General features: G+C 63.3%; 12 protein-coding genes. All 12 read left to right on the top strand.

Annotated features, from left to right (window positions below):
- Nucleotides 1-39 precede the first annotated feature (39 nt).
- The 12 genes from J4E58_RS12425 to J4E58_RS12370 all read left to right on the top strand — a co-directional run bounded on the left by J4E58_RS12425 (nt 40) and on the right by J4E58_RS12370 (nt 14,097).
- Complete coding sequence (locus tag J4E58_RS12425) at nt 40-1,662, top strand: methyl-accepting chemotaxis protein (RefSeq protein ID WP_087091356.1); 1,623 nt, start codon at nt 40-42, stop codon at nt 1,660-1,662.
- Nucleotides 1,662-2,198, top strand: a complete 537-nt coding sequence (locus tag J4E58_RS12420) for a chemotaxis protein CheW (RefSeq protein ID WP_007927986.1) — start codon at nt 1,662-1,664, stop codon at nt 2,196-2,198. The genes J4E58_RS12425 and J4E58_RS12420 overlap by 1 nt, the downstream gene beginning before the upstream one ends.
- Nucleotides 2,195-3,469 carry a protein-glutamate O-methyltransferase CheR gene (locus tag J4E58_RS12415; protein WP_102673014.1) on the top strand — a complete coding sequence of 425 codons (1,275 nt, stop codon included), beginning with the start codon at nt 2,195-2,197 and terminating at the stop codon, nt 3,467-3,469. The genes J4E58_RS12420 and J4E58_RS12415 overlap by 4 nt, the downstream gene beginning before the upstream one ends.
- Nucleotides 3,466-4,146 (top strand): chemotaxis protein CheW, encoded by a 681-nt coding sequence (locus J4E58_RS12410; protein ID WP_087091357.1) that lies wholly within the window; start codon nt 3,466-3,468, stop codon nt 4,144-4,146. The genes J4E58_RS12415 and J4E58_RS12410 overlap by 4 nt, the downstream gene beginning before the upstream one ends.
- Nucleotides 4,143-6,485, top strand: a complete 2,343-nt coding sequence (locus tag J4E58_RS12405; protein ID WP_087091358.1) for a hybrid sensor histidine kinase/response regulator — start codon at nt 4,143-4,145, stop codon at nt 6,483-6,485. The genes J4E58_RS12410 and J4E58_RS12405 overlap by 4 nt, the downstream gene beginning before the upstream one ends.
- The gene (locus J4E58_RS12400; protein WP_087091359.1) at nt 6,482-7,495 is read left to right on the top strand and encodes a chemotaxis response regulator protein-glutamate methylesterase; all 1,014 of its coding nucleotides are present in this window, start codon (nt 6,482-6,484) and stop codon (nt 7,493-7,495) included. Before J4E58_RS12405 ends, J4E58_RS12400 begins: the two co-directional genes overlap by 4 nt.
- Before the next feature lie 48 nt (nt 7,496-7,543).
- Complete coding sequence (locus J4E58_RS12395) at nt 7,544-8,545, top strand: PleD family two-component system response regulator (protein ID WP_007927977.1); 1,002 nt, start codon at nt 7,544-7,546, stop codon at nt 8,543-8,545.
- 108 nt (nt 8,546-8,653) lie between these two features.
- Nucleotides 8,654-9,749 (top strand): peptide chain release factor 2 gene (prfB, locus tag J4E58_RS12390; RefSeq protein ID WP_097136878.1). Its coding sequence is split into 2 segments (ribosomal slippage): nt 8,654-8,725 and nt 8,727-9,749, totalling 1,095 coding nucleotides; the frame shifts between segments, so codons are not numbered across the junction.
- Nucleotides 9,750-9,859: 110 nt separating this feature from the next.
- Complete coding sequence (lysS, locus tag J4E58_RS12385; protein WP_062823558.1) at nt 9,860-11,359, top strand: lysine--tRNA ligase; 1,500 nt, start codon at nt 9,860-9,862, stop codon at nt 11,357-11,359.
- A gap of 101 nt (nt 11,360-11,460) precedes the next feature.
- Entirely contained in the window at nt 11,461-12,177 is a 717-nt protein-coding gene (locus J4E58_RS12380) for a TetR/AcrR family transcriptional regulator (protein ID WP_007927974.1), read from the top strand.
- A 63-nt stretch (nt 12,178-12,240) separates the two neighbouring features.
- Nucleotides 12,241-12,786 carry a hypothetical protein gene (locus tag J4E58_RS12375; protein WP_087091360.1) on the top strand — a complete coding sequence of 182 codons (546 nt, stop codon included), beginning with the start codon at nt 12,241-12,243 and terminating at the stop codon, nt 12,784-12,786.
- Nucleotides 12,787-12,819: 33 nt separating this feature from the next.
- Nucleotides 12,820-14,097 carry a flavohemoglobin expression-modulating QEGLA motif protein gene (locus J4E58_RS12370; protein ID WP_087091361.1) on the top strand — a complete coding sequence of 426 codons (1,278 nt, stop codon included), beginning with the start codon at nt 12,820-12,822 and terminating at the stop codon, nt 14,095-14,097.
- Nucleotides 14,098-14,123: the final 26 nt, after the last annotated feature.

Raw genomic sequence — 14,123 nt, 5'->3', positions numbered from 1 at the left:
CTATACTCCCCACCATTTGAATGGCCCCGAGGACTGACTGTGAAGAACTGGACGTTGCGCCAACGCATTTTGGCGAGCTTTGCGGTGATTATCACCATCATGCTGCTGATGGTCATAGCCTCGTACTCCCGTTTGTTGAAGATCGAGGCCGGCGAAGACCGCATGCGCTCCGATGCCATTCCCGGGGTCTATTTCAGTTCGATGATTCGCGGTTCGTGGGTCGACAGTTTCCTGCATACCCAGGAAATCATCGGCCTGAACGAAGGCAAGGGCGTCAGTGCCAAGGATGAGGCCGATTTCAAAAGCTTCGAGCAACGCCTGCAGAAATACATGGCCAGCTACAAGGACACGCTTCGCGGTGAGGCCGACCTGCAGGAGTTCAACGAGTTTGAAAAACACCATCAGGAATTTCTCAAGATCCAGGCCATGGTCCTGGATCTGCATCGGCGTAATCAGGAAGCCGAGGCTGTCCGTGTGTTCCATGACCAGTTGACGCCCACCTGGATCGCCGGTCGACTGAAACTCAACGACATCATCGACGAGAACAAGGGGGTCGCCGATTCGGCCGCCTCGCAGATCGATGATGCGGTGGCCGCGGCCAAAGTCACCATGGGCGTTTCCCTGCTGGTGGCGGTGCTGACGGCGGGCCTGTGCGGCCTGTTGCTGATGCGCGCGATCATGGCGCCGATGAACCGTATCGTGAAGATCCTCGACGTCATGCGCACGGGCGATCTGACCAGCCGCCTGAACCTGGAGCGCAAGGACGAATTCGGTGCCGTGGAAACCGGCTTCAACTACATGATGACCGAGCTCAACTCCCTGGTGTCCCAGGCGCAGCGTTCCTCGGTCCAGGTCACCACCTCGGTCACCGAGATTGCCGCCACCTCCAAGCAGCAACAGGCGACCGCCACCGAGACCGCGGCGACCACCACCGAAATCGGTGCGACCTCCCGGGAAATCGCGGCCACTTCTCGCGATCTGGTGCGCACCATGACCGAAGTCTCCACCGCCGCCGACCAGGCTTCGGTGCTGGCCGGCTCCGGCCAGCAGGGCCTGGCGCGGATGGAAGAAACCATGCATTCGGTGATGGGCGCGGCCGACCTGGTCAACGCCAAGCTGGCGATCCTCAATGAGAAGGCCGGCAACATCAACCAGGTGGTGGTGACCATCGTCAAGGTCGCCGACCAGACCAACCTGCTGTCGCTCAATGCCGCGATCGAAGCCGAGAAAGCCGGCGAGTACGGGCGCGGCTTTTCCGTGGTGGCCACTGAAGTGCGGCGCCTGGCGGACCAGACCGCGGTCGCCACCTACGATATCGAGCAAATGGTCCGGGAGATCCAGTCGGCGGTCTCGGCCGGGGTCATGGGCATGGACAAGTTCTCCGAAGAAGTACGCCGCGGCATGGCCGAGGTGCAGCAGGTCGGCGAGCAGCTGTCGCAGATCATCCACCAGGTCCAGGCCCTGGCGCCGCGGGTGTTGATGGTCAACGAGGGCATGCAGGCCCAGGCCACCGGTGCCGAGCAGATCAACCACGCCCTGGTGCAACTGGGCGATGCCAGCAGCCAGACCGTCGAGTCGCTGCGCCAGGCCAGTTTCGCCATCGATGAACTGAGCCAGGTGGCGGTGGGGCTGCGCAGCGGCGTCTCGCGTTTCAAAGTCTGATGAACGAGCTCGCAGCGAAAGGCGGCGCAGGGACGGCGACGAAAGACGCGCTGTTCCTGGTGTTCCGCATCGGCACCGAACGTTACGCCTTGCAGGCCATCGAGGTGGTCGAGGTATTGCCGCGCCTGCAACTCAAGCCGATTCCCCGGGCGCCGTCCTGGGTGGCCGGGGTCTTCGCCCATCGCGGCGCGGTGGTGCCGGTGCTCGACCTGAGTGCCCTGACCTTTGGCGAGCCGGCGCAGGAGCGCACCAGCACCCGCCTGGTGCTGGTGCATTACCGCCCGCAGACGGCACAGCCCGCGCAGTTGCTGGGGCTGATCCTCGAGCAGGCCACTGACACTCTGCGTTGCAACCCGCAGGACTTCAAGGCCTACGGCCTGGATAACCGCAATGCGCCGTACCTGGGCCCGGTCTACGAAGATGCCCAGGGCCTGCTGCAATGGGTGCGTGTCGACGATCTGCTGGATGCCGAGGTGCGTGCGCTGCTGTTTCCCTCGCCGCCGCTGGATCCGGCGTTGCTCGGGGAGTCGTCATGAGCAGCGACCAGCGATTTTTCGATTTTCTCAAGGAGCGCATCGGCCTTGATGTGGCCTCGGTGGGCCCGGCGATCATCGAGCGCGCGGTGCGCCAGCGCAGCATCGCCCAGCAGGCGCCCAGCGCCGACCATTACTGGCAGACCCTGCAAGGCTCGCGGGATGAACAGCAGGCCCTGATCGAAGCGGTGATCGTTCCGGAAACCTGGTTCTTCCGTTATCCGGAATCCTTTGCGACCCTGGCCAAACTCGCTCGCTCGCGGCTCGCCGAACTCAAGGGCATGCGCGCCTTGCGCATCCTCAGCCTGCCGTGTTCCACCGGCGAGGAGCCGTACTCGATTGCCATGGCCCTGTTCGATGCCGGGCTGGCCCCTCATCAGTTCAAGGTCGAGGGGTTCGATGTCAGCCCGCTGTCGGTCGAGCGGGCCAGGCAGGCGGTGTATGGCAAGAACTCCTTTCGCGGCCAGCACAGCGATTTTCGTGAACGGCATTTCACCGCCGAAGATGAGCGCTACAGCCTCAGCGAGCGGGTGCGCGAGCAGGTGCGCCTGCAGGTCGGCAACCTGCTGGACCCGACCTTGCTGGCCAATGAGCCGCCCTACGATTTTGTCTTCTGTCGCAACCTGCTGATCTATTTCGATCAGCCGACCCAGCGCCAGGTGTTCGAAGTGCTCAAGCGCCTGACGCATGTCGACGGCGTGCTGTTCATCGGCCCGGCCGAAGGCAGCCTGTTGGGCCGCCTGGGCATGCGCTCGATCGGCATTGCCCAGTCCTTTGCCTTCAGCCGGCATAACGAACCCGAGCCCGAACCCGCGCCGGCCTTTGTCCCAAGCGCATTGCCGGCGCGCCAGCCGGTGCGCAGCATCGCGCCTCCCGTGCGCAGCCGACCGTTCTCCAGTGCCGCTGTGGCGAGCCAACGCCCCGCGCCGACCAGGCCGGCCAGCGATGCCACGACGTTGCTGGCGAGCATCGCGGCCCTGGCCAACGAAGGCAAAAGCGCCGAGGCCCGGGTGGCTTGCGAGCATTACCTGGACACCCACGAGCCGGTGGCGCAGGTGTTCTATTGGCTGGGGCTGCTCAGCGACGTGGCGGGCAGCGCCCTGGAAGCCCAGGGTTTCTATCGCAAGGCCCTGTACCTGGATCCGCAGCACGCCGAAGCGCTGGCGCACCTGGCCGCCTTGCTGGCCTCCCAGGGAGACGTCGCCGGTGCCCGTCGATTGCAGGAGCGCGCGGCCCGCAGCGGCCGTACAGCAGACAGTGAGCGTAAATCATGAGCGGCTCTGTTTCGTTGAGCGTGACCCACGAAGATGCGCAGGCTATCGACGATTGCTGGAACCGCATCGGTATCCACGGCGACAAGAGTTGCCCGTTGCTGGCCGGGCATGTGCATTGCCGCAATTGCTCGGTGTATTCCGCCGCGGCCACCCGCCTGCTCGACCGCTATGCGTTGCAGCAGGAGCGCCATGAGCAAGCGGTCGAGGCCGATACGGATGTCGTCACCCGTTCGTTATTGATGTTCCGCCTGGGCGAGGAATGGCTGGGCATTGCCACCCGTTGCCTGGTGGAAGTGGCGCCGCTGCAGCCGATCCATTCCTTGCCGCACCAGCGCTCGCGAGCCTTGCTGGGCGTGGCGAATGTGCGTGGTGCGCTGGTGGCGTGCCTGTCGTTGGTGGAGCTGCTGGGGCTGGACTCCACCAGCACGGTCGTGTCGGGCGCGCGGGTGATTCCGCGGATGCTGATCATCGCCGCCCAGGGCGGCCCGGTGGTGGTGCCGGTGGACGAGGTGGAGGGCATCCATGCCATCGACGAGCGTACCCTGGACGCCGCCGCGGTTTCCGGCCAGCAGGCCAGTGCCAAGTACACCCGTGGCGTCCTGCAATGGAAGGGCCGCAGCCTGCGTTGGCTGGATGAAGAGCAGTTGCTGTCCGCCGTGACCCGGAGCCTGACATGACCCCCGATCAAATGCGCGACGCCTCGTTGCTCGAACTCTTCAGCCTGGAAGCCGAAGCCCAGACCCAGGTACTCAGTGCCGGCCTGCTGGCGCTGGAGCGCAATCCGACCCAGGCCGACCAGCTGGAAGCCTGCATGCGCGCCGCCCACTCGCTCAAGGGCGCGGCGCGGATCGTCGGGGTCGACGCCGGGGTCAGCGTGGCCCATGTGATGGAAGATTGCCTGGTCAGCGCCCAGGAAGGGCGGCTGTACCTGCGTCCCGAACATATCGATGCACTGCTGCAGGGCACCGATTTCCTGATGCGCATCGCCACGCCGGGCAGTCAGGTCAGTGAGCAGGATATTGCCGCCTACGTGGCGCTCATGGAGCAGTTGGTCGGCTCGCCGGACGCGGCGTCTGCGGGCGTTGTCCTGCCCCGGATCGAGCCGAACCTGCCGCCCATGGCCGAGCTGCAAATGCAGGCTCCGCGGGTCGAACCCGAACCACAGGTTCCGCCGTTCGAGATGCCGCAGGAGGTATTGCAGGAAACGCTGCAAGAGACAGCCGCGGCGATTACGCACAAGGGCAAGAAGCTCGCCGAAGGGGGCGAACGGGTGTTGCGGGTCACGGCCGAACGCCTGAACAGCCTGCTCGACCTGTCGAGCAAGTCGCTGGTGGAAACCCAGCGCCTGAAGCCCTACCTGGCGGCCCTGCAGCGCCTCAAGCGCCTGCAGAGCAACGGCCTGCGCGCTTTGGAAAACCTCAATGGGCATCTCAAGGAGCAGGAGCAGGTGCTGGGCCTGGAGGCCCTCGAAGCCCTGGAAGATGCGCGACGCCTGCTGGCGGAATCCCAGCAGGTGCTGACAGAGAAAACCGCCGAGCTGGATGAATTCGGCTGGCAGGCCAGCCAGCGCGCCCAGGTGCTCTACGACACCGCGCTGGCCTGTCGCATGCGGCCGTTCGCCGATGTGCTGGTGGGCCAGGTGCGGATGGTTCGCGACCTGGGGCGCAGCCTGGGCAAACAGGTTCGCCTGGAGGTCGAGGGCGAGAAGACCCAGGTCGATCGCGACGTGCTGGAAAAACTCGAGGCGCCGCTGACCCACCTGCTGCGCAACGCGGTCGATCATGGCATCGAAACGCCCGAACAGCGGCTGCTGGCGGGCAAGCCGGCCGAGGGCCTGATTCGCCTGCGCGCTTCCCACCAGGCAGGGCTGCTAGTGCTGGAGCTGAGCGATGACGGTAATGGCGTCGACCTGGAACGGGTGCGCCAGAGCATTGTCGAGCGCCAGCTGTCCCCGGCCGAGACCGCCGCCCAGCTGAGCGAAGAAGAACTGCTGACTTTCCTGTTCCTGCCGGGCTTCAGCCTGCGGGACAAGGTCACCGAGGTCTCCGGGCGCGGTGTCGGCCTGGATGCGGTGCAGCACATGGTGCGCCAGTTGCGCGGCGCGGTGCAGCTGGAGCAGGTGGCGGGGCAGGGCAGTCGTTTCCACCTCGAAGTGCCGCTGACCCTGTCGGTGGTGCGCAGCCTGGTGGTGGAGGTCGGCGAAGAGGCCTATGCCTTCCCGCTGGCGCATATCGAACGCATGTGCGATCTGGAGCCCGACGACATTGTCCAGCTGGAAGGACGCCAGCATTTCTGGCACGAAGGCCGCCACGTCGGCCTGGTCGCGGCCAGCCAGTTGCTGCAACGCCCGGCGGGGCAGAACAACGAATCCACGCTCAAGGTGGTGGTGATTCGCGAGCGCGACGCGGTCTATGGCGTGGCGGTCGAGCGTTTCATCGGCGAGCGGACCCTGGTGGTGCTGCCGCTGGACGACCGCCTGGGCAAGGTCCAGGACATTTCCGCCGGGGCCTTGCTCGATGACGGTTCCGTGGTGTTGATCGTCGACGTCGAGGACATGCTGCGTTCGGTGGACAAGCTGCTCAATACCGGCCGCCTGGAACGCATTGCCCGGCACAATCGCCATCAGGCCGAGACGGCGCGCAAGCGCATCCTGGTGGTCGACGACTCGCTCACCGTGCGTGAGCTGCAACGCAAGCTTTTGCTCAACCGTGGTTATGACGTAGCGGTCGCCGTCGACGGCATGGATGGCTGGAACGCCTTGCGTTCGGAAGACTTCGACCTGCTGATCACCGACATCGATATGCCCCGAATGGATGGGATTGAATTGGTCACACTCCTGCGCCGTGACAATCGCCTGCAGTCGTTGCCGGTGATGGTGGTTTCCTACAAGGATCGCGAAGAGGACCGGCGCCGTGGACTGGATGCCGGGGCCGACTATTATCTAGCCAAAGCCAGTTTCCATGATGACGCCCTGCTGGATGCGGTGGTGGAGCTGATTGGAGGAGCGCGGGCATGAAAATCGCGATCGTCAATGACATGCCCATGGCTGTGGAGGCCCTGCGCCGGGCCCTGGCCTTCGAGCCCGCGCACGAAGTGGTGTGGGTCGCGACCAATGGCGCCGAGGCAGTCGAGTACTGCGCGCAGCTGACGCCCGACCTGATCCTGATGGACCTGATCATGCCGGTGATGGACGGCGTAGAGGCGACCCGCCGGATCATGGCCGAAACCCCTTGCGCTATCGTGATCGTCACGGTGGACCGCCAGCAGAACGTGCATCGGGTGTTCGAGGCCATGGGACATGGCGCGCTGGACGTGGTCGATACACCGGCCCTGGGGGCCGGCAATGCGCAGGAAGCGGCGGCGCCTTTACTGCGCAAGATCCTCAATATCGGCTGGCTGATCGGCCAGCAGCGTGGCAGCCACGTGCGTTCGGCACCGGTGCCGATGCGCACCATGGCGCAACGCCAGGGCCTGGTGGCGATCGGCTCGTCCGCCGGTGGCCCGGCGGCGCTGGAAGTGTTGCTCAAGGGGCTGCCCGCCCATTTTCCGGCCGCCATCGTGCTGGTGCAGCACGTCGACCAGGTGTTTGCCGCAGGCATGGCCGAATGGCTGAGCAGCGCCTCCAGGCTCAAGGTGCGCCTGGCCCGCGAAGGCGAGCCACCGCAGAGCGGTACGGTACTGCTGGCCGGGACCAACCACCATATCCGGCTGTTGAAGAACGGCACCCTGGCCTACACCGCCGAGCCGGTAAACGAGATCTATCGGCCATCGATCGATGTGTTTTTTGAAAGTGTCGCCAGTTACTGGAATGGCGATGCGGTCGGCGTACTGCTGACCGGCATGGGCCGCGATGGCGCCCAGGGCCTGAAACTGATGCGCGACCAGGGTTATCTGACCATCGCCCAGGACCAGGAGAGTAGTGCGGTGTATGGCATGCCCAAGGCGGCCGCTGCCATCGACGCTGCCGTAGAGATTCGCCCACTGGACAAGATCGCTCCACGATTGCTGGAGATATTTGCCAAATGACCGACAAACGCAGCTGTCCTGGCCAGGTAGCAACTCAGGTGACAACCCATGAATGATTTACAGCTCGACGATTTTAAAACCGATGAAAATGCTGCGATGGTGCTGCTGGTCGACGACCAGGCAATGATCGGTGAGGCTGTGCGGCGTGGGTTGGCGAATGAAGAAAACATCGACTTCCACTTTTGTGCCGACCCGCACCAGGCCATTGCCCAGGCGATCCGCATCAAGCCGACGGTGATCCTGCAGGACCTGGTGATGCCGGGCCTGGACGGGCTGACGCTGGTGCGCGAGTACCGCAACCACCCGGCGACCCAGAATATTCCGATCATCGTGCTTTCGACCAAGGAAGACCCGCTGATCAAGAGTGCGGCCTTCGCCGCCGGGGCCAACGATTACCTGGTCAAGCTGCCGGACAATATCGAACTGGTGGCGCGCATCCGTTACCACTCGCGTTCCTACATGACCCTGTTGCAGCGGGACGCGGCCTATCGCGCGCTGCGGGTCAGCCAGCAGCAGCTGCTCGATACCAACCTGGTGCTGCAGCGCCTGATGAACTCCGATGGCCTGACCGGCCTGTCCAACCGCCGGCATTTCGACGAGTACCTGGAACTGGAGTGGCGCCGGGCAATGCGCGACCAGACCCAGTTGTCGTTGCTGATGATCGATGTCGATTACTTCAAGTCCTACAACGATAACTTCGGTCATCTGGAAGGCGATGAAGCCCTGCGCAAGGTGGCGACGGCAATCCGCGAAGCCAGCAGCCGACCGTCGGATTTACCGGCGCGTTACGGCGGGGAGGAGTTTGCCCTGGTGCTGCCGAACACCTCGCCCGGCGGGGCGCGGCTGGTGGCCGAGAAACTGCGCCAGACCGTGGCCGCGCTGAAGATTCCGCATATCGCGCCGACCGAAGGGGCGAGCCTGACCATCAGCATCGGTCTGTCCACCATGACGCCGCAGCCGAGCACCAGTTGCCGGCAATTGATCTCGGCCGCCGACAAAGGCCTGTATCTGGCCAAGCACAATGGTCGCAATCAGGTGGGGATCGAGTGAAAAAAACCGCCACCGCGGGGGCCTAAAGCCGCCAGGCGGGCTGCCGCACCAGCTTGATTACGTTATACTCGCCGGCTTTCAAAAGTTCGCCAACGAGTGCTGCCTGCCATGGAAATCAACCCGATCCTTAACACTATCAAGGACCTGTCCGAGCGCTCCGAAACTATTCGGGGGTATCTTTGACTACGATCAAAAGCATGAGCGTCTGACCGAGGTCAACCGCGAGCTTGAAGATCCGAACGTCTGGAACAAGCCTGAATACGCCCAGGAACTGGGCCGCGAGCGCTCCGCGCTGGCACAGATCGTCGAGACCCTGGACGAGTTGTCCGGTGGCCTGGCCGATTGCCGCGATCTGCTGGAGATGGCCGTCGAAGAGAACGACGAAGGCGCGGTAGGCGATGTGGTCGCCGAACTGACCCGTCTCGACGAGGCCCTGGCCAAGCTGGAATTCCGTCGCATGTTCAGCGGCGAAATGGACATGAACAACGCCTACCTGGACATCCAGGCCGGCTCCGGCGGCACTGAAGCCCAGGACTGGGCCAACATCCTGCTGCGCATGTACCTGCGCTGGGCCTCCAAGCGTGGCTTCGACGCCACCATTATGGAACTGTCCGAAGGCGAAGTCGCCGGGATCAAGGGCGCCACCGTGCACATCAAGGGCGAGTACGCCTTTGGCTGGCTGCGCACCGAGATCGGCGTGCACCGCCTGGTGCGCAAGAGCCCGTTCGACTCCGGCGCCCGGCGCCACACCTCGTTCTCGGCCGTATTCGTCTCGCCCGAGATCGACGACAAGGTGGAAATCGAGATCAACCCGGCGGACCTGCGCATCGACACCTATCGTTCCTCCGGTGCCGGTGGCCAGCACGTAAACACCACCGACTCGGCCGTGCGTATCACCCACGTACCGACCAACACCGTGGTCAGCTGCCAGAACGAACGTTCCCAGCACGCCAACAAGGACACCGCCATGAAGATGCTGCGGGCCAAGTTGTACGAGCAGGAAATGCAGAAGCGCAACGCCGCTTCCCAGGCGCTGGAAGACACCAAGTCCGACATCGGCTGGGGTCACCAGATCCGCTCCTACGTGCTCGATGCCTCGCGGATCAAGGATCTGCGTACCAACATCGAACGCAGTGACTGCGACAAGGTGCTCGACGGCGACATCGACGAATACCTGGTGGCCAGCCTGAAATCGGGGCTGTAAGCCGCGACACCCATGCCGCGGGCACGGCGCGCTTCTGTAGGAGCGAGGCTGGCCCGCGATCCCTTGCCACAGGCAAGGGGCAACGTACCTGTGATGGAAAATTTAAAGACATGAGCGACCTACAACTCGACCAGGCCCTGCAACAGGAAGAAAACACCCTGATCGCCCTGCGCAAGGAAAAGCTTGCTGCCGAGCGCGCCAAGGGCAATGCCTTCCCGAACGACTTCCGCCGCGACAACTACTGCAACGACCTGCAGAAGCAATACGCGGACAAGACCAAGGAAGAGCTGGCCGAGGCTGCAATCCCGGTCAAGGTTGCCGGTCGCATCATGCTCAACCGTGGCTCGTTCATGGTGATCCAGGACATGACCGGGCGGATCCAGGTCTACGTCAACCGCAAGACCCTGCCGGAAGAAACCCTGGACGCGGTCAAGACCTGGGACCTGGGCGACATCATCGCCGCCGAAGGCACCCTGGCTCGTTCCGGCAAGGGCGACCTGTACGTCGAGATGACCCAGGTACGCCTGCTGACCAAGTCGCTGCGTCCGCTGCCGGACAAGCACCACGGCCTGACCGACACCGAGCAGCGCTATCGCCAGCGCTACGTCGACCTGATCGTCAACGAAGACGTACGCGAAACCTTCCGCGTGCGTTCGCAAGTCATCGCCCATATCCGCAGCTTCCTGATGAAGCGTGACTTCCTGGAAGTGGAAACGCCGATGCTGCAGACCATTCCCGGCGGTGCGGCGGCCAAGCCGTTCGAGACCCACCACAACGCCCTGGACATGGAAATGTTCCTGCGTATCGCCCCGGAGCTGTACCTCAAGCGCCTGGTGGTCGGTGGCTTCGAGAAAGTGTTCGAGATCAACCGCAACTTCCGCAACGAAGGCGTTTCGACCCGGCACAACCCTGAATTCACCATGTTGGAGTTCTACCAGGCCTACGCCGACTACGAAGACAACATGGACCTGACCGAAGAACTGTTCCGCGAACTGGCGCAGCTGGTCCTGGGCAGCACCGACGTGCCATACGGCGACAAGGTGTTCCACTTCGGCGAGCCGTTCGCCCGCCTGTCGGTGTTCGACTCGATCCTCAAGTACAACCCCGAGCTGACCGCTGATGACCTGAACGACATCGACAAGGCTCGCGCTATCGCCAAGAAGGCCGGTGCCAAGGTGCTCGGCTTCGAAGGCCTGGGCAAGCTGCAGGTGATGATTTTCGAAGAACTGGTCGAGCACAAGCTGGAGCAGCCGCACTTCATTACCCAGTACCCGTTCGAAGTCTCGCCGCTGGCCCGTCGCAACGACGAGAACCCGAACGTGACCGATCGTTTCGAGCTGTTCATCGGTGGCCGCGAAATCGCCAACGCCTACTCCGAGTTGAACGACGCGGAAGACCAGGCCGAGCGTTTCATGGCCCAGGTGGCTGACAAGGACGCCGGGGACGACGAAGCCATGCACTACGATGCCGACTTCGTTCGCGCCCTGGAGTACGGCATGCCGCCGACCGCCGGTGAAGGTATCGGCATCGACCGCCTGGTGATGCTGCTGACCAACTCCCCGTCGATCCGCGACGTGATCCTGTTCCCGCACATGCGGCCGCAAGCGTAAATATGTTGAATAAAAAGCCGCCGCTAACAGGCGGCTTTTTATTGTCTGTGTGGCACTGACGTACTGCTTTTTTCATTTTTTATGTGAGAGGAATACCTGTCGTGAACCGTGCAATTGCTCAAGAAGGTGCAGCTGGCATCGCCACTGCGGTCGCTGAAAGTGTTCAGTACCAGGGCCGCAAGGCCAGCCGACAGGGCAGTGAGCAACGTCGCCAGGATATTCTCGACGCGGCCATGCGCATCGTCGTGCGCGATGGCGTGCGCGCCGTGCGTCATCGCGCGGTCGCCGCCGAAGCCGGTGTGCCGCTGTCGGCCACCACCTACTACTTCAAGGATATCGATGACCTGCTCACCGATACCTTCGCCCAATACGTCGAGCGCAGCGCCGCCTTCATGGCCAAGCTGTGGGCCAACAACGAGGGCTTGCTGCGGGAGATGGTCGCCTATGGCGACGGCAGCCCGCAGTCCCGCGCGCAACTGGCCGATGACATTGCGCGCCTGACCGCCGATTACGTGCAGCGCCAACTGCACAACCGCCGCGAGCATCTGATGGCCGAGCAGGCGTTTCGCCAGGAAGCGCTGCTCAACCCGCGCCTGGCGCTGCTGGTGCGTTCCCACCAGCAGATCCTGCTGCAGGGTACCTGCCAGTTTTTCCAGGTATTGGGTTCACGCGAGCCGCAACAGGATGCCAAAGTGTTGACGTCTATAATCGGACGGATGGAATATCAGGGCCTGCTCAACGGGGCAGAGCCTCTGGCCGACGAAGACATGCTGGGCATTCTGACCCGGTACATGCACCTGGTATTGGCCTCGGTGTGATCCGCCCGCCCGAACGCAGGCTGCGCTAGCGGCTACGGGTCGACTGCTGATAGGGAGTGTTGAATGAAAGCCTGGCGCGTTGTGATCGCCTTGTCGTTCCTGCTGCTCAGTGGCTGCCTGGTGTCCTTCAAGGAACCCTTGCCGGCCGATCAGGCGGCGCCCGCGGCGCTGCTCGGCAAATGGACCAGCAAGAATGCCTGGGGCGAACCGCTCACCCTGCAACTGAGCCGCATCGGCAACAACCGCTACAAGGCCGTCACTTCCGTCAAGGCCAAGCCGCAGCAGCACGATACTTACGAGTTCACCGTTTCCCGCCACGGCAGCCGCTGGTATCTCTCGGCGGCGGTGCCCCAGGCGCTCGGTGGGCACTTCACCATCGCCGGTTTCGAGTTGACCGACGAACACGAGCTGGTGCTCTACCAGCTCGATCTCGAGCAGATCAATCAGGCCCGCGGGCAGAATGCCCTGCGGGGCGAACCGTTCGACACCAAGGACGGCGAGGGCGTGCTGATCGACAGCGCGCTGCCACAGGTTTTCGCCTATCTGGACGATCCCGCCAACTCCGACGTGTTCGTCGAGGCGGCGCGCTTCCAGCGGGCAGGCAAGTAAACGCAGTACAGACGTTTTAACGGGAGTTTTGGGGTGGACGATTACCAGCAGACGATACGCACCTTGTCCGATCGCATTGTGCTGGCACAGACGCCGATCCGCGTACTGGATGCGGTGAAGTGGGATGACAACATCCGCAAAGGTTTCCTCAAGGCCAATGGCAAGGAAATGCCGGCGGTGGACCGCGCCTATTACGAAGGCCGGCCGCTGTCTTTCGACTCCAGCGCGGTGAAACTGGAGTTCCAGAACATCGAACGTGACATCACCCGCCAGTTGGGCCAGTTCAACCCGGTGGGGCAGATCATGCGGCGCATGTGCAAGGAGTACCGCATGGTGGTGCGGATGCTCGAGGCCCGTGGCACCGAGGACTTCGGGCTGATTTCCCAGGAACTCTACGGCGCGGCCTCCGACGCCTTTCATGCCGGCGACCCGACCCTGGCCGACCTGGGCCTGATGCTCTCGGATTACCTGAACAATATCGACGGCCGTGGCGATCTCAAGGACGAACCCAAGACCCTGAGCGCCAAGGAAGCGGTGAACCTGCTGCAAAGCCGGCTGAACAAGGTGTTCGGCGAGGCCGAGGAAACCATCCGGGTCTTCGAGTCCGATGGCATAGTCGCGGACGCGGCGGCCGGCGCCGACTACATCAAGATCCGCGCCGACGCGCTGTTCAACGATCGCGATGTGCGCGCCCTGGAAGTCCACGAAGGCCTGGTCCACGTGGGCACAACCCTCAACGGCCTGAACCAGCCGATCTGCACCTTCCTGTCCAAGGGCCCGCCCTCGTCGACCGTGACCCAGGAAGGCCTGGCGATCCTGATGGAGATCATTACCTTCGCCTCCTACCCGAGCCGTCTGCGCAAGCTGACCAACCGCACTCGCGCCATTCACATGGTGGAGGAGGGCGCGGACTTCATGCAGGTGTTCGAGTTCTTCCGCGAGCAGGGTTTCGAAATGGCCGAAAGTTATGGCAATGCCAGCCGGGTGTTCCGCGGTTCGGTGCCGACGGGCCTGCCATTCACCAAAGACTTGTCCTATCTCAAGGGCTTCATCATGGTTTACAACTACATTCAGTTGGCCGTGCGCAAGGGCAAGCTCGAGCAGATACCTTTGCTGTTCTGCGGCAAGACCACCCTGGAGGACATGCGGACCCTGCGCCAGTTGGTCGACGAAGGCCTGGTGGTGCCACCCAAGTACCTGCCGGACCAGTTCCGCGACATGAACGCGCTGTCGGCCTGGATGTGCTTCTCCAACTTCCTCAATCACCTGAGCCTGGACCGGATCGAGGCGGATTACTCGAACATCCTGTAACCCCCTCCGTGTAGGAGCGAGCTTGC

It is taken from the genome of Pseudomonas sp. FW305-25, from assembly GCF_017351415.1.
Taxonomy (GTDB): Bacteria; Pseudomonadota; Gammaproteobacteria; order Pseudomonadales; family Pseudomonadaceae; genus Aquipseudomonas; species Aquipseudomonas chlororaphis.
Note: the sequence above shows the minus strand (reverse complement) of the source record. Positions and strands in the feature narration are given on the sequence as shown.